Below are 18,897 nucleotides of genomic sequence, written 5' to 3'. Positions count from 1 at the left end.
CCCTTTTATCTAAGAAAGGATTTTTATGGCAACAATTGAGTTAAATTATAATAACATACGACAAAATGCAATAAATTTAAAAGAACGATCACAGGACATAATAGCTGTAGTTAAAAATAATGCATATAATTTAAATTTAAGAGAATGTGTAAAATTATACTCAGAAGTAGGGATAAATTACTTTGCAACGACAAAAGAAGAAGAGTGTAAAGTAATAAGAGAAACATTAGGAGAAGATGCTAATATTTTTCTTTTAAACCCAACTTATAACTTTGATTTAGTTAGAGAATACAATGTTGAGATAAATATAGCGAGTCTTGAATATTTAAAAGAAAATCTTGAAAATGTTAGAGACTTAACGTTGCAATTGGAATTTGCGGGTAGTATGAGACGTGCTGGAGCAAGAAATCTGGAAGAAGTACTAGAAATTATAAATTTCTGTAAAGAAAACAATCTAAAATTAAAAGGATTTTGGTCTCATTTTTCATTTGCTGATGAGTTTGATGGTTTCTATGAAAAAGAAAAAGAATTGGTATTGAAAGTTCTTGACGAAGCACAGAAACATCATGATTTTGAAGTAATTCACTTACAAAATAGTGCTTCGTTTTTACGAGATGGTGCTTTTGAGAAAACAACACATCAGAGATTAGGGATTATTCTTTATGGAGCTATGCCTTATAATGTGAAGGAAAACCCAGTTTCTCTTAAGAATTTGGTTATTAAAAACCCAATTACTGTTTATGGTGAAATTATTAATATAGTAACCTTGAATAAAGGTGAATGCATTGGATACTCTAATTCTTATATAGCTGATGCTAATAAGAAGGTTGGGGTTGTTAATATTGGTTATGGTGATGGAATACTAAGAGATAGATTAAAAGGAAAAACATGTTTAATTAATGGTAAAGAGAGAAATATTTACTCGACGATGATGAGTCACTTAGTAGTAGAAATAGGTGAAGAAGAAAGTGTCGGAGATAGGGTTTATATTTATGATGATAAGCAACAACTACATGATTATACTAAGTATTTTGGACCGAATTCTGTGCAACTTGCAGCATTGAATTATGATAGTCTAAAAGTGAAAAAGATTTATTAATAAAAAATGAACGGCGCATACGATGTATGCGTCGCTCATTATAAAAAGGAAAAATTTTAAATGAATTTAAATTAAAATATATTAATCTAAATCTAATTTAGAGATACTTATTTTTCTTGTTCTTCTTGGAATTTTTTAGCGATAGTTGCTTCGAAATCCGCTGGGATAGAACGTTGTTTAATGATGATTACGTCAGATTTAGCATATCTAACGATACCTTCAGACACTGATCCCATAAGCATACGTTTGAATCCAGTTAAACCAGAAGATCCACAAACTACAAGATCGATACCTTTTTCATCAACAATATCTTCACTAAGAACAATTTTAGGAATACCTTGTTCAACGATACCGAATACTTTAGTTAATCCGTCTTCTTTAGCAGATTCTACATAGCTATCAACTAATTCTTTAGTACGTTTGTAGAAAGAGTTGAAAATGTAAGGATCTGATAAACCAGAAGTTGCGATTGTCGCATCAATAACAGACGCGATGTATAACTCTGCATCCTCGTTTCTTTGAGCAATGGCAACGGCATTTTTGAAAGCCCATTCAGCTTGTTTTGAACCGTCTACTGCGACTAAAATTTTAGAATATTTATTTTCCATGATCATAACCTCCGACTTCTATGTCTTTACTTATATTATATCATATTTACAAAAAAAGTAAACGTTATTTTCAAAAAACAGTATAAATATTTTTCATGAAAACAAAGAAAAAACCTATGAGTAGCGGTATATACAGCTTTCAACTCCTAGGTTTATGTTTTGATTATTTTATGAATATTGATTATACGTTTTCATCAACAACTGTGATAAGTCTTTTTCTCTTGTGTTCTTTATTATCGATATTAACTCGGTATATAAGTTCGTATGTTCCAGGTTTAGTATTATCAACTTCTCCTTCGATAATAAGATCATCAAGATAAGATTTTCCTGCTTTACGAGCAATTACACCTTCTTTATCGACATCTACTTTTTCACCAACTTTAATCGTTGCATTTTCAGGTATAATGAAGTAGAAAGTACGTTCAAGACGACGTTCAAGACGTTTTCTGTATTTTTCTTCGTCTTCGGCACTCATTCGATCTCTAAGTTTTTCATCAACTAAAGGCATTAGTTCGACTTCAGTATCTGCTATACAAATTCTACTATTCACAAGCGTGAATGTCTGAGTTCTTCCAGGTCCGCAATAAGATTGACATCCTATGATAAATTCTGCATTAGGTGCTTTCTTTTTTAGTTTTGGGATTAATGTTTTAAGATTTACACCAAGGCAATCATCACATAATCTAAATGTTACTTTATCTTCAGTAACAATATTTTTATCATTTTGAGCCATAATTTATCCTTTCGTAATTTATTTATTTGAAACTAAAATTAATTATATCACATAATTATAAGAAATTAAATTTTTAATATCATCTTTAAGATTAATTATTTTTCATTCTTTTCTTTACTATAGCATTTAATATAAACAATGAAATAAATAGTATAAAGATATGTAAGATTATTGTTGTAATAAGACTTATGAAGAATTCTTCAGGCACCATTTGAATTAAGTTCGACTCATCAGGACTAAGTAACCAAAGATCGTTTGAAAATAGTAACTGATGAAATTTTATCCAAAATGATGTGAAATTATATGAAATAATACAAGATAGGATACCTATTACAATAATAAATGCAAGTAGTACTTTGTTAAATGTATTTGTGATATAGAAAATAGTTCTTTTCTTACAAAGTATTATCAGTAATATAGTAGAAATAGTAAAAACTATTATAAAAAATATCATTGTTTTGTAGCTTAAACTATATAGTGTCCTAACATCTTGCATATGAAGTATATCTTTATCTGTATACCAATCAAGATTTAACATTGCTTTATGATTAAGATAATCTAATAAATTAGTGGTATTTTTTATTAATTCTTCATATGTAGTTCCAATTTTAGGGGCTAAATTTTCTTTTTGATAGAAGTTTTTATAAAAATTTAAATTAAAACAATTGTAAAATATTATGGCTAGTATTCCACTAATAAATAGTGAAAAATTTTCTATAACAATAAGGAACTGTATAATATATTTTCTCATTATTGCACCTCCAATGACCATTATAACACATAACCATAGTTGAAGTAATGAGGTTTGCACAATGTTTGGTTTACATATTTACACAAATTAACAAAAATATAAGGGTTTATAAAAGTTTTTGAGTAAAAAACATTTAATATTTATGTAAATTATGGTAAAATATACACATATAGTTATTTATTTTGGGGGAAATCATGAATAAGTTTTTTAAGATCTATTTAGAGTTAAGAGAAAAAATAGAGCATAGGCAATACAGGTCTAACTCTCTCTTACCAAGTGAAAATGAACTCGCAAGAGAATATAATGTTTCTAGGGAAACTATAAGAAAAGCATTACTTCTATTATTAGAAAATGGTTATATTCACAAAATACAAGGGAAAGGATCTATAGTGTTAGATGTTCATAGATTTAGATTACCTGTAACGGGGATACTAAGTTTTAAAGAACGTCGCCAGTTTCAAGATGTAGATGCAACTACTAAAGTGTTGGTAAATAAAGAAGTAGATGCTCCGGATTTTTTAGTGAGGCTTGGGCTTGTTAAGCCGGATGAAAAACTAATCTATCTGGTTCGTCAAAGAATCGTTGATGGAGAAGCAGTAATATTAGATAAAGATTATATAAGAAAGAATGCAATAGGAGACCTTCCTACTAATCGTGTTGAAGAGTCGTTATATGAGTATTTAGAACAGGATTTAGGAATTAAGATTTCTTATGGAAATAAGGATTTTAAAATTGAGCCTGCTAATGAAGAAGATTTAACATATATTGATTTGAATGGTCACAAACATATTGCGGTTTTACGAAGTGATGTATACACAGAAGGAACAGATTTCCTACATTATACAGAGAGTCGTCATAGAGTTGATAAATTCTATTTTTCTGAATTTGCGAGAAGAAAAAGTGATAGAATAAACTAAACATATTATAGAAGAAAACTTTAAACAGGGTAATTTTGTTTAAAGTTTTTTTATGTAAAATTAAGAAAACTAAAAAGAAAAAAAAATTTTTTTCTTATAATGATTTTAATCGTTGTAGTGTGTAAAGTTGCTTAATAGAATTTCGAATTATTAAATAGATATACAAATTTCCAAAAAAGATTTGAAGCCTTTTCACGGGAAAAATAATGATTGAAAAATAATAAAATAAAGTGTATAATTGATATAAGTTATTAAATTTCCGGGGAATATTCTTGGAAATATTTTTGCGGGAGCGTGAGAGAGAATGAAGATAATTGTATTTTCATTAACTGGAAATTGCAAGAGATTTGTAGATATGTGTAAGATTCCTGAAGAGGATGTTATTGATTTATTTGATATTGATTATGAAGTTGATTTTGACTATATTTTAATAACGCCTACGATCGGTTTTGGACAAGTTCCTGATGGTGTAGAAGAGTTTTTAGAAACTAATCACAAGCACTTAAAAGGAGTAGTAGGTAGTGGTAATAAAAACTGGGGTAATAGATTTGCTAAAGCTTCAGAGACAATCAGTGAAAAGTATAATGTACCATTGCTTATGAAAATAGAATTACACGGTAATACAAAAGACTTAATAAAATTTAAAAAAATATATTTGGAGAGTGTAAAGAATGGAGAAATTTAACCATATTGAACTAAATAATGAAGTGACAAAAAGAGGCGACAATGGATTTTTCAAATTAGAAAAGGATGTTGAAGCTATAGAAGAATTTCTTCGTGAAGTAGACTTTCGTACAAAGAAATTCAGTTCAGAAATCAAAAGACTTAGATATCTAGTAGAGGAGAATTTTTATTATAATATATTTGATAAATATATTGAAGATGAAATCCTAGAATGTCTAGAATTAGCTGCAAACTTTAAATTCGAATTCAAAAGTTACATGGCAGCAAGTAAATTCTATAAAGATTATGCTTTAAAAACTAATGATAAAAAACAATATTTAGAAAACTTTAATCAACACGTATTCATCGTTGCTATGTATTTAGCTGATGGAGATGTTTCTTTAGCTAAAGAGTTAATGATTTCTATGCTTGAACAAAGATTGCAACCAGCTACTCCAACATTCCTAAACTCTGGAAGAAGTCGTCGTGGTGAGTTAGTATCTTGTTTCTTATTAGAAGTAGGTGACTCACTTAACTCAATTAACTACATCGATTCTACAGCTAAACAACTTTCAAAAATTGGTGGAGGGGTTGCGATTAACTTATCAAAACTTCGTGCACGTGGTGAGAGTATCAAAGGAATTAAAGGGGTAGCTAAAGGTGTTATTCCTGTAGCTAAATCTTTAGAACAAGGTTTTGCATACGCTGATCAACTTGGACAACGTCCTGGAGCTGGAGCTGTTTACTTAAACATCTTCCACTATGACGTATTAGAATTCTTAGATACTAAAAAAGTTAATGCCGATGAAGAATTACGTCTTCCAACAATTTCTACAGGTATTATCGTGCCATCATTATTCTTCGATTTAGCTCGTGAGAACAAAGATTTCTATATGTTTGGACCGCACTCTATTTATGAAGAGTATGGATTAGTTCTTGATGATATTGATATCGCTAAGTACTATGATAAATTTGTAGCGAACGAAAATATCATGAAGCGTAAATTTGATGCTCGTGATATGCTTAACTTAATAGCACAAACTCAATTACAATCAGGATACCCATACTTAATGTTCAAAGATAACGCGAATAAAAACCACGCACTTCGCGAAATTGGACAAGTTAAGATGAGTAACTTATGTACTGAGATTTTCCAATTACAAGAAACTTCAATAATTAAAGACTACGGTGAAGATGACATTATTAAACGTGATATTTCTTGTAACCTAGCTTCATTAAACATTGTAAATGTAATGGAAAGTAAAAAAATTAAAGAATCTATCTACTCAGGTATGGATGCATTAACATTCGTAAGTAATTCTACTAAGATTAAAAATGCACCTGGTGTAGTAAAAGCTAATGATGAGTTCCACTCTGTTGGATTAGGTGCAATGAACTTAAATGGATACTTAGCTAAAAACTTAATCGCTTATGAGAGTGAAGAAGCGAAAGATTTCGCAAATGTCTTCTTCATGATGATGAACTACTATACATTAGAACGTTCAATGCAAATTGCTAAAAAACGTAATGAAACATTTAAAGATTTTGAAAAATCAGATTACTACAATGGTAGCTACTTCACTAAATATATTGAAAATGATTACTTACCAGTAACTGATAAAGTAAAAGAGTTATTTGAAGGAATTCATATTCCAACAAGAGAAGACTGGAGAAGTCTAAAAAATAGAGTAAAAGAAAATGGACTATATCACGCATATAGAATGGCGATTGCACCAACACAAAGTATTTCTTATGTTCAAAACTCAACATCAAGTGTATTACCGATTGTTGATAAAATTGAACGTAGAAGTTATGGGAATGCTGAAACATTCTATCCAATGCCATACTTAAGTCCAAAAACTCAATGGTTCTATAAATCTGCATTTACTATAGATCAAATGAAACTTATTGATTTAATGGCAGTTATTCAAGAACACGTAGACCAAGGTATTTCTGTGATTTTATTTGTAAATTCTGATATCACAACAAGAGAGCTTGCTAGATATTATATTTATGCTCATCACAAAGGATTGAAATCACTATATTACACTAGAAACAAACTACTTTCTGTTGAAGAATGTACTTCATGTGCTATATAGAAAAGAGAGGAAAAATTACTAATTATGAAAGCTGTAAACTGGAATAAACAAGATGACTTAACATTTATGTATTGGCGTCAAAATATTGCTCAATTTTGGGTTGATACTGAGTTTAAAGTATCAAAAGATATTAAGAGCTGGAATGAAGATTTAAACGATAAAGAACGTGAAGCGTATAAAAAAGTATTAGCTGGTTTAACTGGTCTTGATACGCAACAAGGTGATAAAGGTATGCCTCTTGTATCTCTACATACTGAAGATATGAGAAAACAAGCTGTATACAGCTTTATGGGAATGATGGAGCAAATTCACGCGAAAAGTTACTCAACAATCTTTACATCATTAATCCCTTCACAAGAAACAGATTATTTATTAGACGAATGGGTTCCAAGTAATCCAGAGCTTCAATTCAAAGCGAAATTAATTGAAGATTATTACATGAAGTTATTTAAACCAGAAGTTCCAACTTATGACTTATATATGGCTCGTGTAGCTTCAGTATTCTTAGAAAGTTATATTTTCTATAGTGGTTTCTTCTATCCATTATATCTTGCTGGGCAAGGAAAAGTAACAACATCTGGAGAAATTATCCGTAAGATTTTGTTAGATGAGACTATCCACGGGAGTTTCACAGGATTTGATGCTCAAGAATTATTCAAAACTTTAACTCCAGAAGAGCAAGAGCGTGCTGAGAAAGAAATGTATAAATTATTATTAGATTTATATGAAAATGAATTAAAATATACTAAAGATATTTACGACGAGATTGGTCTATATGAAGATGTTAAAGACTACGTAGAGTACAATGCTAACCGTGCTTTAGCTAACTTAGGATACCCTGGATACTTCGAAGATAAAGAAATTAATCCAATCATTGAAAATGCAATGAATACTAACACTAAAAACCATGACTTCTTCAGTGTTAAAGGTGATGGATATGTTGTAAGTATGAATGTTGAATCAATTGAAGATGAAGATTTCATTTTTGAATAGGTAAAAATCATGAAAATATTATTAGTAAGACATGGTGAAACTGATTATAACAAAAACAAATTAATTCAAGGACATAGTGATATTGAATTAAATGAAACTGGTAGAGATCAAGCGAGAAATGCAGGTCAAAAGTTAACGGAGTATGACATTGATTTTGCCTTTAGTAGTCCGTTAAAACGTGCTGTAGAGACAGCTAGACTTATGCTTGATAATTCTAACAATAAGATTAATATCGATAAAGAAATTATAGAAGATGCTCGTTTAATAGAGAAATTCTTCGGTGATTTCGAAGAGAGTACTTTTGATGAATATTTTTCAGCATTAGAAGCTCAGACTGGCCTAGAGTCTATTGAAAAAGATGAAGAAGTCTATGAAAGAGCAAGCTCATTCTTTAATGAAAAATATTTAAATCATAAAGATGAAACAATTTTAGTAGTTTGTCATGGTGCCTTCATTCGTATCTTTTTACGTACATTAGGATTGTATCCAGAGACTAATATGTTGATTAACAACACAGCGTTAAACGTGCTGCACTATGACGGACAAGAATATATATTAGAGAAATTTAATATTTAAAATTATTAAGGGAACGGCTAAGAAATCATAGTTTTATAAAAATTGATTTTATTTGGTCGCTCCCTATTTTTTAGTAAGGAGATGAGATCATGCGTATTATTTTAGCGAGACACGGAGAGACGGATTACAATAAGAATAAAATGGTTCAAGGGCATACTGATATTCCTTTAAATGAAGAAGGAATTAGACAGGGAATTGCTGCAGGTAAGAAAATTGAAGGATATGATATTGATATAGCTTATAGTAGTGTTTTAGGTAGGGCATATAATACAGCAAGATATATGCTAGACAATTCAAACAGTGAAGATAATAAGAAATTATCAGTAATTAAAGATAAAAGATTAATAGAAAAATCATATGGAGAATATGAAGGTGTATCTTTTGCTGAATATGGTGCTGGTCTTAAAGCGGGTGAAACAAGAGGTATGGAGTTAGATACAGATGCCGCAGACAGAGTAGAAGCATTCTTTAAAGAAAAATATGAGGAACACCCAGATAAAACTATGTTGGCAGTATGTCATGGTGGATTAATTCGCTCTTTCTTAACTCAAAAAGGTATTAAAGATGTAGGGCGTGGAGTAATAGTAAATACTTCTGTTAGTGTTCTTGACTATGATGGAGAAAAGTTTGAACTTATTGAATTTAACAAATAATTCATTGATAATGGAGAATCATAAGTTTCTTTGCTTTTAAGATTTTTAAGGCGCTTTCTATTGACAAATAGTGTTAAATTCTTTATAATGTTAAGTAAACTAATATGAAACACATTGAAGAGATAAGTAGATTATAATTGATTCAAGACAGAGAGCTTTCGGTTGGTGGAAGAAAGTAAGAAAAGATATAATTGAAAATGGTCTCGGAGTAATAATTATCTAATAGGTAATTACGTAGGTGCACGATATAGCACAATGATATGAACACGTATCGATAAAGGTGAATAAATTTATTCACGAACATGGGTGGTAACACGATAGACTCGTCCCTATTACATAAGTTTGTAATAGTGGCGAGTTTTTTTATTTAAGAAAAAGAGTAGTTAAGGAGACGAACAATGCCAATATGTATACAAAATGAATTACCAGTAAAAAATAAACTGTTAGAAGAGGGCGTAGTAGTAATTGAGGAAAATAGAGCAAAGAATCAAGATATTAGACCATTAAGAATATTGATTTTAAATTTAATGCCGAAGAAAGAAGAAACTGAACGCCAATTATTAAGACTTCTAGGAAATTCTCCACTTCAAATAACTGTTGAATTTTTACATACGACTAGTCATGTAGCAAAAAATACAGCTCAATCATACTTAGAGAAATTCTATAAAACCTTTGATGAAATAAAAGATAAGTTTTACGATGGGCTTATTATTACAGGAGCACCAATTGAACATTTAGAATTTGAAGAAGTTAATTATTGGGAAGAATTGAATAGCATTTTTGAGTGGAGTAAAACTCATGTATTCTCAACATTAAATATCTGTTGGGCTGCACAAGCTAGTTTATATTACCATTATGGCGTAAAAAAAGAACAAGTTAATGATAAGATATTTGGGGTTTTTGAACATGATGTATTAATTGAAAATCATACATTAACACGTGGATTTACAGATACTTTCTTAGCACCGCATTCTAGACATACAAAAATAGAAGAGGAGAAACTTCCTAATATTTCTGAATTAGATATTCTTGCTAAATCAGAGGATGTTGGAACACTTCTTGTTGCGACTAAAGATTTAAGAAAAATATTTGTGACAGGGCACATTGAATATGATGCTGATACACTTCATAATGAATATGTTCGTGATAAAAATAGAAACTTACCTATAGAAGTTCCAGTGAATTATTACCCAGGAAATGATGATACTAAGACTCCTAAAAATAGATGGAGAGGTGTTGCTTACTTATTCTATCACAACTGGTTAAACCAAGTTTACCAACAAACACCTTATGATTTAACTGAATTATCAAAATAAAGACAAAACAATAGACTTTACAGATATGCTTTAAACATATTGTAAAGTCTATTTTTAATTTTCTTTTTTTTCGTCTTGTTTTGTTGAGTTTTCTTCTTCAGTCAGTCCTGAAATTGATTTTTTAAATGACGTGAACATTTTTCCTATTGATTCTCCAAGTTCAGGTAGACGTTTAGGACCGAAGATAATTAGAGCAGCTATAATAAGAACTATAACTCCAGGAGCCCCGATATCACGTAAAAATCCCATTATTTTTCACCTCTTTTGTTGTAAATATACTTGCTAATAACGATACTAATTTCATAAATTAAAATTAATGGTATAGACATAACGATGTCACTGATAAAGTCAGCAGGCGTAATAACAACAGCTATTACGATTAGTATAAAATATGCATATCTTCTATTTCGCATTAAAAATGATGGTGTTAGAATACCTAGTGATGTTAAAAATGCTACAATAACGGGAAATTCAAAAAGTATAGCTATCGGAATCGTAGTATTAATAACAAACGATAGATAATTTTGAGCTGTTAATTGTGTATTGAACAAGTCATCACCAATAGAAAGAAGCACATTTAAAATAGCTGGGGTTACTAGAAAGAACCCGAAGATTAAACCTACTGTGAAGCAAATGAATACCGCTGGTATATAAGCTAGTAATGCACGAGCTTCTTTTTCTTCTAAAGCAGGTTTTATAAATGCCCAAATTTGATAACAGATAAATGGTATCGAAAAAGTGAAGGCACAAATACCTGCGAGTGTTAGATATATCCATAGTATATCATTAGGTCCAAGAACAATCAATTTATTATTAAAATTACTAGTTAAAAATTTATAAATATCCGCAGACCATAATAAACTTACTATGAAAGAGACAATAAAAAACACAAGGCTTAGTATTAGTCTCTTTCTTAGTTCAGTTAGATGATCTACAGTAGATATTTTATCTCCATATTTCATCATTTGATACCTATTTATTTTTAGATTTTTCATAGAATATACTAATAGCTACAACGACGATATAAATTAGTTGAGCTATTACTACTTCGTAACTAGGATAAATTCCTAAAATTTCGATAGTAGGTAGATAGTCTATAATATGATTTGCAACAATATCAGTTATTTGTAGAGCGTGTATACTTACTCCAAGCATCTTGAACCCTAGAATATAGATTAACCAAGATAGCACTAGGAATACTTTACTGATAGGAAGTTTTCCTGATGCTTTTACCATAATTATACCGATAATAATTAATGCAATGATAGCAAGAACTATTCCGATCAATAGGTTAGCTGTTGAAATTAATGGCATTATACCAGCGTAAAATAGTATAGTTTCGGCACCTTCTCTAAACACAGCTAGGAAGCTAAGTGTAAACATAGATACGAAGCTTCCAGTTGAAAGTACTAGATTTAGTTTAGTATCCATGTATTTTTTCCATGCTTTAACCGAACTCTTGCTATGTAACCAAATTCCGATACCTATCATCATTACTACTGCGAAGATACCAACTATACCTTCGATAATTTCTCTGTTAGTACCAGATGACAGAGCAGGGAAAGAGTATTTTAAGACCATAGCAGCTAGTATACTAGAAAGAATTCCAACTAATGCTCCTGCGTATATCCAGATTAATCCTTTTCTTTGTTTTGCTGCTTTTAAAGCACTGGCTAAAGAAAGAACAATAATAAGTGCTTCTACACCTTCACGAAGTAAAATCAGCATAGAATCTAATGCAGTATAGTTAGACTTCGTATCGATTTTAGAAAGCTCTGAAATCAAGTTTTTAAGTTGGTCTTGATATTTTTGCTCGTTACCTTTAACCATTATTATAGGAGTTTCACTCTCTACTTTAGTATATAACGAAGCGTTACGTGTACGAACTACTCCTTCGATAACAGGCCAAACTTCAATGAATTTCTTCATTTTTTGAGAACCTTGAGCTTTGTTACCATCTTTGAATGCTGAGTAACTTTCTTCTAGAAGTTTTATACCTTGTTCAAGTGTTTTTACATCTGAAGATTGTTCTAGTTTTTTACCGGCTAGAAAATCATCAAGGTAGTTTTTTAAATCTGTTAAATACATTTTTGTAGTTTGATAGTCGTAAGGCTCAACTTCCATTGAACTACGAAGAAATGACATTGTTGTTTCGACTTTTCCGTAATAAGCAGGTTCAAGTGTTCTTACGATACCTTCATTTCTAACCCAAGCAGCGTTGTATTTTACATACTCTGCTTTCATAGTTTCTACATTTTTAGTATCAATTGCTTTTTCTAATTTGTCAAAAGCAGGAAAGAGTTTTGTTTTAAAAGCTTTCTTTTCTGCTTCAACATCAAGAGGGTTTTGTTCATTTTCAAAAGCAAGTAGGGCAGTTGATAACTCTCTAAGTTGATCTTCATTGATGTCATTTGATTTTAATGTTTGTTTAACTTTTTTTCCAGCTTCAGAATCTGAATTTTTTGTAGACTCAAATTCTGTTTTAAATTCATCTATTAATTTTCTAGCTTTATCTTTATCATTGTTTGTTAATGCGGTGTTAGCATCTGTAATTTTAATAAAAAGATTACTATATGATTCTTTAGCTACAATAGTTTTTAAATACGGTGAGCTGAAACTAAGAATCACGATAAAGGCTAAAATAGTTTTAGTCAAAAAGTTTTTGGCCAATATATTCACCCTCCTTAATTCCTCCAAAACATGCAAATAGGCCACTACCTATATGAGTTATGTATTCATTCATTTTATCTTCAGTTCCTAAGCTGTTTTGAATTGTAATAAATTGTTTTGGATCTTTTTGGAAAGAAATAAATAGGAGACCTGAGTCAAATTGACCTGTAGTTTCATTTATGCCGTCTGAATAAGAATACGATCGTCTAAGTAATTCAACACCAGGTTTATGTGCTAAATGGACATGTGAAGTTACAGGTATTAAAGGTTTTCCATCTGGACCTTTTTTGTTAAGGTCTATAGGTGCGAATTCATCAGTCTCACCGAACGGAGCACCACTCTCTTTATATCTTCCAAAGGTATTTTCTTGTTCGTTTAAATTTGTTCTATCCCAAGTTTCAAGGTGCATCTGAATACGTCTAACAGCCATATAACTTCCATTTTTCATCCAGTTATCTTTATCACACCATACGATTCTATCAAATTGTTCTTCTTTAGTAGCGTTGGCAGTACCGTCCTTAAATCCAAAAAGATTACGAGGTGTTTCAACTCGATTTCCAATTGCAGCAAAACCTGATTGACTCCATTTCATTGTAACTGTAGAACGGGCTTTTCTAACTAGGTTACGAACAGCGTGAAAGGCTACTTGTTCATCATCTGCACATGCTTGAATACATATATCTCCACCAGTATATTTTTCTTTAAGTTGTTCCCTAGCAAAAGGTGGTAGGTCTTTAAACTCTTCAAGATTTTTATTTTCCAAGTTCATTTTTTTCAGGAAACTTGGACTAATTCCAAATGTCAGAGTTAAACGATAGGGGGTTAAGCCTACCGTTTCTCCAGTATCTTTTGGTGGTAAATAATGGTTTTTAAGCGGAGGTTCGACTAATTCGCCGTTCATTAATTTTTCACTATATTTTGTCCATTCTTTGAACATGTCAATAACATCATCACGTTTAGTAGAGTGTAAATCTAATACTACGAAATAAACACATTTTTGCATCAGAGTAGTGATACCAGCTTGATGTTTACCGTAAAATGTAATCTTTTCGTCTCCATCAGCAATAACTCTGTTATTTTCGGCTTTGTTTGCGAAAAATCCCCCAAGAGCAGAGGCTCCCACAACAGCTCCAGCTCCAGTCATTCCTGCTTTTTTTAGAAAATCACGTCTTGTTATTTTTTTATCAATCCATTTTTTACCAGATTCTTCCATTTTACTTAGCCTCTTCGTCTAAAATTACACCCATTTGTGAAAGTGGTTCACCTAATTTAGTTACTGCTTCAGAAAGTTCTTTTGTATTTTCTTTTGTTAAGTCAGTATATAGCTTATAGTGTTTGTCATCAGTTTTGTATTTATCTAATAAACCGTTGATTGTAGCAAATTTTTCAACTAAATCTTTTGCTAATTTGCTGTCTTTTTTCTCGATTAAAGGTTTAAAGATTTTGAAAATTTCTTCAGCACCTTCGATATTAGCTTTGAAGTCGTAAAGGTCAGTGTGAGAGAAGATTTCTTCTTCACCTGTAATTTTTTGTGTTGCAACTTCGTTAAGTAGGTCAACAGCTCCAGTTACCATTAAGTCAGGTGTAACTTCAACAGTAGCAACTTTAGCTTTTAGTTCTTTAATGTCTTTTACTAGTTGATCTGCATATTCTTCAGTACCTTTAGTAGTATTTTTTTCCCACATAATTTTTTCTATTTTGTGGAATCCACGCCATCCATCTTCAGTTTTCTTTTCTTCTAAGTAGTCAGCAAGACGGAAGTCGATGTTTACGTCTAATTCTCCGAAGCTTTCAGCAATTGGTTCTGAACGTTCATATGCCATACGAATAAGTGGGTATTGTTTTTTAGCTTCTTCTAGATTTCCTGCTTTAATAGTTTCAGCAAATTTTTCAGTATCTTTAAGTAGAGTGTCTACTTGGTTTTCTACGAATTTTTTGTAAAGCTCAGTAGCTTGTTTAAGTTGTTCTTTTGTTCCTTTTGATGTATCAACTTGAGCTGATTTATTTTCTTCTTTTTTATCAGATTTAGCAGAACATCCGCTAATAACGATAGTACCAGCCATTAGGGCTAAAAATAATTTATTTTTCTTCATTAATTTAAACTCACTTTCATGATTAATATTTGTCCTATTATAAATTATAATCATTATCAATTAGAAAGTAAAGTGATTAGAAAGAAAATTTTTAAAAAATAAAAGTTTTATGATAAAAATAAAAAAATTTCTAATGAGGTAAAAAATTAAATTATTTTTATGTATCAGATTAAAAACTTTAATAGAGGAAATGTAGTCAATATTTATTAAGAAAATATTTATGTTATATAATAATTATGTGAAAGCGTGAAAATAATTATATTGAAAGTTGAAAATGTTTGATGTATAATGTAAATAAGATTTTTAGTAAGTGATATAAAAAAGATACTAAGAACCTAAAAAAATAGGATTACATTATAAAATGTAATAATTAAAAAAAAGGAATAAAATGCTTTATGAAACAAAAGTTAAAAATATTTGCAACATCAAAATGGTTTGATTTATTAGGAGTTGCTTTAGTAATTAGTATAGCTATCGCATCTGGATACCTAGCAACGAGATTGGATAAATTCGTTGATTGGGGACCGTGGACTGCATTTGTCCCATTTGGATTTATTTCTGTTATTAATGTTGGTATTTCAATGCTATCGACAAGATTTACAGGGAAATTAAGTAAGCTTGGGAATTACTTAGGAATTATTAATGCTTTTTTATCAGGAGTGATTGATTATATCCTAGGAAATAAAGCTGCAATCATTACATATCCAGTGACATTTTTAATTTATCTAGGTGCAATCTATGTATGGAATAAGTCTACAGACAAACCAAATACAATGTCTAAAGCAAAACTATATACAGTATTAACAGCAATTGCGATTCTTTCATTCGTATTTTCATATGCGACGAACTACATAGGATATCATGGTAAGATGAGTACTCTTGCGTATATCACTACAATTGCATTTGCGTTCTCATTAATGGGTAATGGATTAAATACATTTAAACTAACGACACAATGGCCGTTCTGGTTACTATATAATTTTGTTCAACTTACAAAAGCAATAGTTCAAGGGAACTTCGCTAATGTTGGTAAATATATTTTCTACATTATCAACAGTGTTGGAGCATTATTTGTATGGAAAGATTCTGAGGAATAGTCCGAAAAAACTAGTAGATATAGAATAAAAAATACAAGAGTCTGACGATTAGGTCAGGCTCTTGTTTTATATTTTATATTTCAACAATGTCAATAGTTGCTCGTGTTTTATAAATAACATCTTTTCTTTCGATTAAGATAGTAGCTTTTTCAGCTAGCTCTTTATTTTCTTTGATTTTACTAAGAAGTTCACGACTTGGATTCATTGCAACGGGATTGCCGACACGTCTTAGCATATAATAATCCCCATTAGTATCTCCGTAAGCAAATGATTCAGAAAGATCTATGTTATATTCTTCTACCAATTTATCAATCATATTGTTTTTACTATCTGCATCCCACATTGGAATTACTTCACCTGTAAATTTATCATTTTCTATAATATATTTACTACCAATCGCAAGAAATGCATGATGTTTTTTCCCCATGGCTTCAACAAGATAGTCAGGACTACCAGAAATGAAAATAATTAAATGGCCATTCTTTTTATGTTTTTCAATAATATTTCTAGTAAATTTATAAACACGATCTGCTTTAAGTTTCATTACTTGCTCTGTTGCGAAATCAATATATTTTTTATGAAGACCTGTTATTGCTTGAACATAAGCTTCAGATACACCAAATAGATAGTTGTCATAGTCTTCAAAACGCTTATCCCAGTTGATGTATGTATCTTTAACACCGTTTATCCAATATCTTTCATCTACAACTTCGTATTTTATTAATTTTTTAAAATGCTCTGTCATTAGAGAATCTCTATATAGAGTTCCATCAATATCGAAAAATGCAGCTATTTTCTTTTCTTTCATATTTTATCCTCCTAAAAATCAATATTTAATTAGGTTTAAAGGCGAGGAATCCTCGCCTTTAAGTAATAGTTTTAAAATTCTGAAGCATCTACAGAGTCAAGGTATTTTTTAAGCTCTGGCACAATATTAGAAATTGTTCCATCTTTGAATGGATTTTCTAGATTTGCTTCTTTAACTAATTCTAAGAATGGTTTAGTTCCACCTTGTTTACATAGGTGTAGGTATTCTTCCCATGCTTTTTCTCTATTTTCGTTAGCCTTTTTCCAGAATTGGAAGGCACAAACTTGAGCTAAAGTATAATCGATATAGTAGAATGGTACGCTGAATAAGTGTCCTTGTCTATAGAAGAATAATCCTTCATCAAGTTCTGGAATTTCTTCGTAGTAACGTGATGGTAGGTATTTTCTTTCTACTTCTAACCATTTCATACGACGTTCTTGTGGTGTTAATTCTGGATTTTCGTATACTTCGTGTTGGAATTCATCGACAGTAACACCATAAGGTAAGAATTTAATTGCTGTAGTCATGTGGTAGTATTTGAACTTATCAGTATCTTCTTTGAAGAATAGGTTCATCCATGGCCATGTTAAAAATTCCATACTCATTGAGTGAATTTCACAAGCTTCAAATGTTGGCCAAACGTAATCTGGCATATGATTTCTACTTTGGAAAACTTGGAATGCATGTCCAGCTTCATGAGTTAAAACTGTAACATCATGCGGAGTTTGGTTGAAGTTAGCGAAGATAAATGGTGCTTTGTAATCTGGAATAAATGTACAGTAACCACCACCAGCTTTTCCTGGTTTTGTATCTAAGTCTAATAAGTTGTTTTCAGTCATAAATGTAAAGAATTCATCAGTTTCTGGTGATAATTCTTTATACATTGTTTTAGCATAATCAACAAGTGTAGGACGGTCACCTTTTGGAGTAGGGTTACCAGATTTGAATGTTACACCTTCATCATGGAATGAAAGTTTTTCAAGTCCTAGACGATTAGCTTGTGCTTTTTTAAGTTCTTCAACTACAGGAACGATTTCTTCGAAAATTTGTTTTCTGTAGTTTGCTACATCTTTTGCATTGTAGTCAGTTCTACGTAGACGAAGGTAAGCAACTTCTACGAAGTTATCAAAACCAAGTTTTTTCGCGATACGAGTACGAACTTTGATCATACGGTCATATATGCTATCGTATTGTTCTAGGTTTTCTTTGAAGAATTTTGCGACAGCCTGACTTGCTAATAGACGAGTCTCACGGTTGGCATCTTGAGTATATTTAGCCATACCACTTAAGTTGTGAATTCCACCATCAAATGGAATTTTAGCACTTGAAGTAAGTTTAGTATATTCAGAAGTCAGTTTATTTTCTTCTTTTAAATCATCGATGATTTCATCGCTAAATACTTTAAGAGAAGATTCAATTAGGTTAAAGTAGTGTTCCCCAATTTCTTTTTTAAGTTCTTCTTTGAATTTAGAATCGAACATTGCTTTGTCAAATTTGCTAAGAAGAGAAGCTAATTCAGGATTGAAGTCATCCCAAAAATCTCTTTCAGCTTCATAAAATTTATCAGTAGTGTCGATTGTTGCACGAATTTCTACTAATTGAGCTAATGTTTCAACGCTATTACGAAGTTTGTTGTATTCGTTAAAAATTTCTAAAGTTTCTTCAACATTATTTGCAGAATTTAATTTTTCTATTAATGTTTCTAATTGTTTTTTTATTTGATCAGTATCTGGTCTAGTATATTGGTAATTTTCAAAAGTCATAATACACCCTCCTAAAAATCTTATTTATAAATTATCAATACTACTATGATATCATGAA

At 30.7% G+C, this 18,897-nt stretch carries 19 protein-coding genes, 1 pseudogene and 1 other annotated feature; of the genes and pseudogenes, 9 read left to right on the top strand and 11 right to left on the bottom strand.

All coding sequences use genetic code 11. The annotated features are described in order from the left end of the window. The first annotated feature begins 25 nt into the window (after window positions 1-25). Window positions 26-1,099 (top strand): alanine racemase, encoded by a 1,074-nt coding sequence (gene alr, locus RYK99_RS03240; RefSeq protein ID WP_314990072.1) that lies wholly within the window; start codon window positions 26-28, stop codon window positions 1,097-1,099. A gap of 107 nt (window positions 1,100-1,206) precedes the next feature. Here the strand turns inward: alr and RYK99_RS03235 are convergent, their stop codons facing one another. From RYK99_RS03235 to RYK99_RS03225, 4 genes and pseudogenes are all read right to left on the bottom strand, one after another. Continuing rightward, window positions 1,207-1,707, bottom strand: a complete 501-nt coding sequence (locus RYK99_RS03235; protein ID WP_003147306.1) for a universal stress protein — start codon at window positions 1,705-1,707, stop codon at window positions 1,207-1,209. 181 nt (window positions 1,708-1,888) lie between these two features. Continuing rightward, window positions 1,889-2,092, bottom strand: coding sequence for an immunoglobulin-like domain-containing protein (locus RYK99_RS08850; protein ID WP_399544049.1), 204 nt, complete (start codon window positions 2,090-2,092; stop codon window positions 1,889-1,891). A 33-nt stretch (window positions 2,093-2,125) separates the two neighbouring features. After that, window positions 2,126-2,440: pseudogene (locus tag RYK99_RS08845) on the bottom strand (DUF5011 domain-containing protein); the annotation flags it as partial. Between the two features lie 91 nt (window positions 2,441-2,531). Further along, a complete protein-coding gene (locus RYK99_RS03225) occupies window positions 2,532-3,191 on the bottom strand; it encodes a TIGR01906 family membrane protein (RefSeq protein WP_314990068.1) in 660 nt (219 codons plus the stop codon). A gap of 194 nt (window positions 3,192-3,385) precedes the next feature. Between RYK99_RS03225 and treR the strand changes: the two genes are divergently transcribed. From treR to metA, 7 genes are all read left to right on the top strand, one after another. Continuing rightward, window positions 3,386-4,108: a trehalose operon repressor gene (treR, locus tag RYK99_RS03220; protein ID WP_271965124.1), complete on the top strand. Its 723-nt coding sequence runs from the start codon at window positions 3,386-3,388 to the stop codon at window positions 4,106-4,108. Window positions 4,109-4,412: 304 nt separating this feature from the next. Further along, window positions 4,413-4,793 (top strand): class Ib ribonucleoside-diphosphate reductase assembly flavoprotein NrdI, encoded by a 381-nt coding sequence (nrdI, locus tag RYK99_RS03215; protein WP_003147301.1) that lies wholly within the window; start codon window positions 4,413-4,415, stop codon window positions 4,791-4,793. Beyond that, complete coding sequence (nrdE, locus tag RYK99_RS03210) at window positions 4,780-6,870, top strand: class 1b ribonucleoside-diphosphate reductase subunit alpha (RefSeq protein WP_314990065.1); 2,091 nt, start codon at window positions 4,780-4,782, stop codon at window positions 6,868-6,870. Before nrdI ends, nrdE begins: the two co-directional genes overlap by 14 nt. A gap of 24 nt (window positions 6,871-6,894) precedes the next feature. After that, complete coding sequence (gene nrdF, locus RYK99_RS03205; RefSeq protein WP_003147299.1) at window positions 6,895-7,863, top strand: class 1b ribonucleoside-diphosphate reductase subunit beta; 969 nt, start codon at window positions 6,895-6,897, stop codon at window positions 7,861-7,863. A 9-nt stretch (window positions 7,864-7,872) separates the two neighbouring features. After that, window positions 7,873-8,439 (top strand): histidine phosphatase family protein, encoded by a 567-nt coding sequence (locus tag RYK99_RS03200; RefSeq protein WP_314990063.1) that lies wholly within the window; start codon window positions 7,873-7,875, stop codon window positions 8,437-8,439. Between the two features lie 89 nt (window positions 8,440-8,528). Beyond that, entirely contained in the window at window positions 8,529-9,092 is a 564-nt protein-coding gene (locus RYK99_RS03195; RefSeq protein WP_314990061.1) for a histidine phosphatase family protein, read from the top strand. A gap of 105 nt (window positions 9,093-9,197) precedes the next feature. Next, window positions 9,198-9,426 (top strand) — a binding site (T-box leader). Window positions 9,427-9,490: 64 nt separating this feature from the next. Then, window positions 9,491-10,408, top strand: a complete 918-nt coding sequence (metA, locus tag RYK99_RS03190) for a homoserine O-succinyltransferase (protein ID WP_314990059.1) — start codon at window positions 9,491-9,493, stop codon at window positions 10,406-10,408. Window positions 10,409-10,462: 54 nt separating this feature from the next. Here metA and RYK99_RS03185 read toward each other — a convergent pair whose 3' ends face one another. From RYK99_RS03185 to efeO, 5 genes are read right to left on the bottom strand one after another with little or no spacing between them, the layout of a single operon-like run. Then, window positions 10,463-10,657, bottom strand: a complete 195-nt coding sequence (locus tag RYK99_RS03185; RefSeq protein ID WP_003147294.1) for a twin-arginine translocase TatA/TatE family subunit — start codon at window positions 10,655-10,657, stop codon at window positions 10,463-10,465. Then, window positions 10,657-11,370: a twin-arginine translocase subunit TatC gene (gene tatC / locus RYK99_RS03180; RefSeq protein ID WP_314990128.1), complete on the bottom strand. Its 714-nt coding sequence runs from the start codon at window positions 11,368-11,370 to the stop codon at window positions 10,657-10,659. The genes RYK99_RS03185 and tatC overlap by 1 nt, the downstream gene beginning before the upstream one ends. A 10-nt stretch (window positions 11,371-11,380) precedes the next feature. Further along, entirely contained in the window at window positions 11,381-13,087 is a 1,707-nt protein-coding gene (locus RYK99_RS03175; protein WP_314990057.1) for an FTR1 family protein, read from the bottom strand. After that, the gene (gene efeB, locus RYK99_RS03170) at window positions 13,056-14,291 is read right to left on the bottom strand and encodes an iron uptake transporter deferrochelatase/peroxidase subunit (protein ID WP_314990055.1); all 1,236 of its coding nucleotides are present in this window, start codon (window positions 14,289-14,291) and stop codon (window positions 13,056-13,058) included. The genes RYK99_RS03175 and efeB overlap by 32 nt, the downstream gene beginning before the upstream one ends. 1 nt (window position 14,292) lies before the next feature. Further along, on the bottom strand, window positions 14,293-15,171 hold the full coding sequence (gene efeO, locus RYK99_RS03165; RefSeq protein ID WP_314990053.1) for an iron uptake system protein EfeO: 879 nt from the start codon (window positions 15,169-15,171) through the stop codon (window positions 14,293-14,295). 395 nt (window positions 15,172-15,566) lie between these two features. On the opposite strand from efeO, the gene RYK99_RS03160 reads away from it, so the two are divergent. Further along, a complete protein-coding gene (locus tag RYK99_RS03160; protein ID WP_314990051.1) occupies window positions 15,567-16,268 on the top strand; it encodes a nicotinamide mononucleotide transporter family protein in 702 nt (233 codons plus the stop codon). 73 nt (window positions 16,269-16,341) lie between these two features. Here the strand turns inward: RYK99_RS03160 and RYK99_RS03155 are convergent, their stop codons facing one another. Next, window positions 16,342-17,076 carry an HAD-IB family hydrolase gene (locus tag RYK99_RS03155; protein ID WP_314990050.1) on the bottom strand — a complete coding sequence of 245 codons (735 nt, stop codon included), beginning with the start codon at window positions 17,074-17,076 and terminating at the stop codon, window positions 16,342-16,344. A 71-nt stretch (window positions 17,077-17,147) separates the two neighbouring features. Then, entirely contained in the window at window positions 17,148-18,839 is a 1,692-nt protein-coding gene (locus RYK99_RS03150; RefSeq protein WP_314990048.1) for a M3 family oligoendopeptidase, read from the bottom strand. Window positions 18,840-18,897: the final 58 nt, after the last annotated feature.

Origin of the sequence: uncultured Gemella sp. (genome assembly GCF_963537375.1) — a bacterium.
Classification (GTDB): Bacteria; Bacillota; Bacilli; order Staphylococcales; family Gemellaceae; genus Gemella.
Note: the sequence above shows the minus strand (reverse complement) of the source record. Positions and strands in the feature narration are given on the sequence as shown.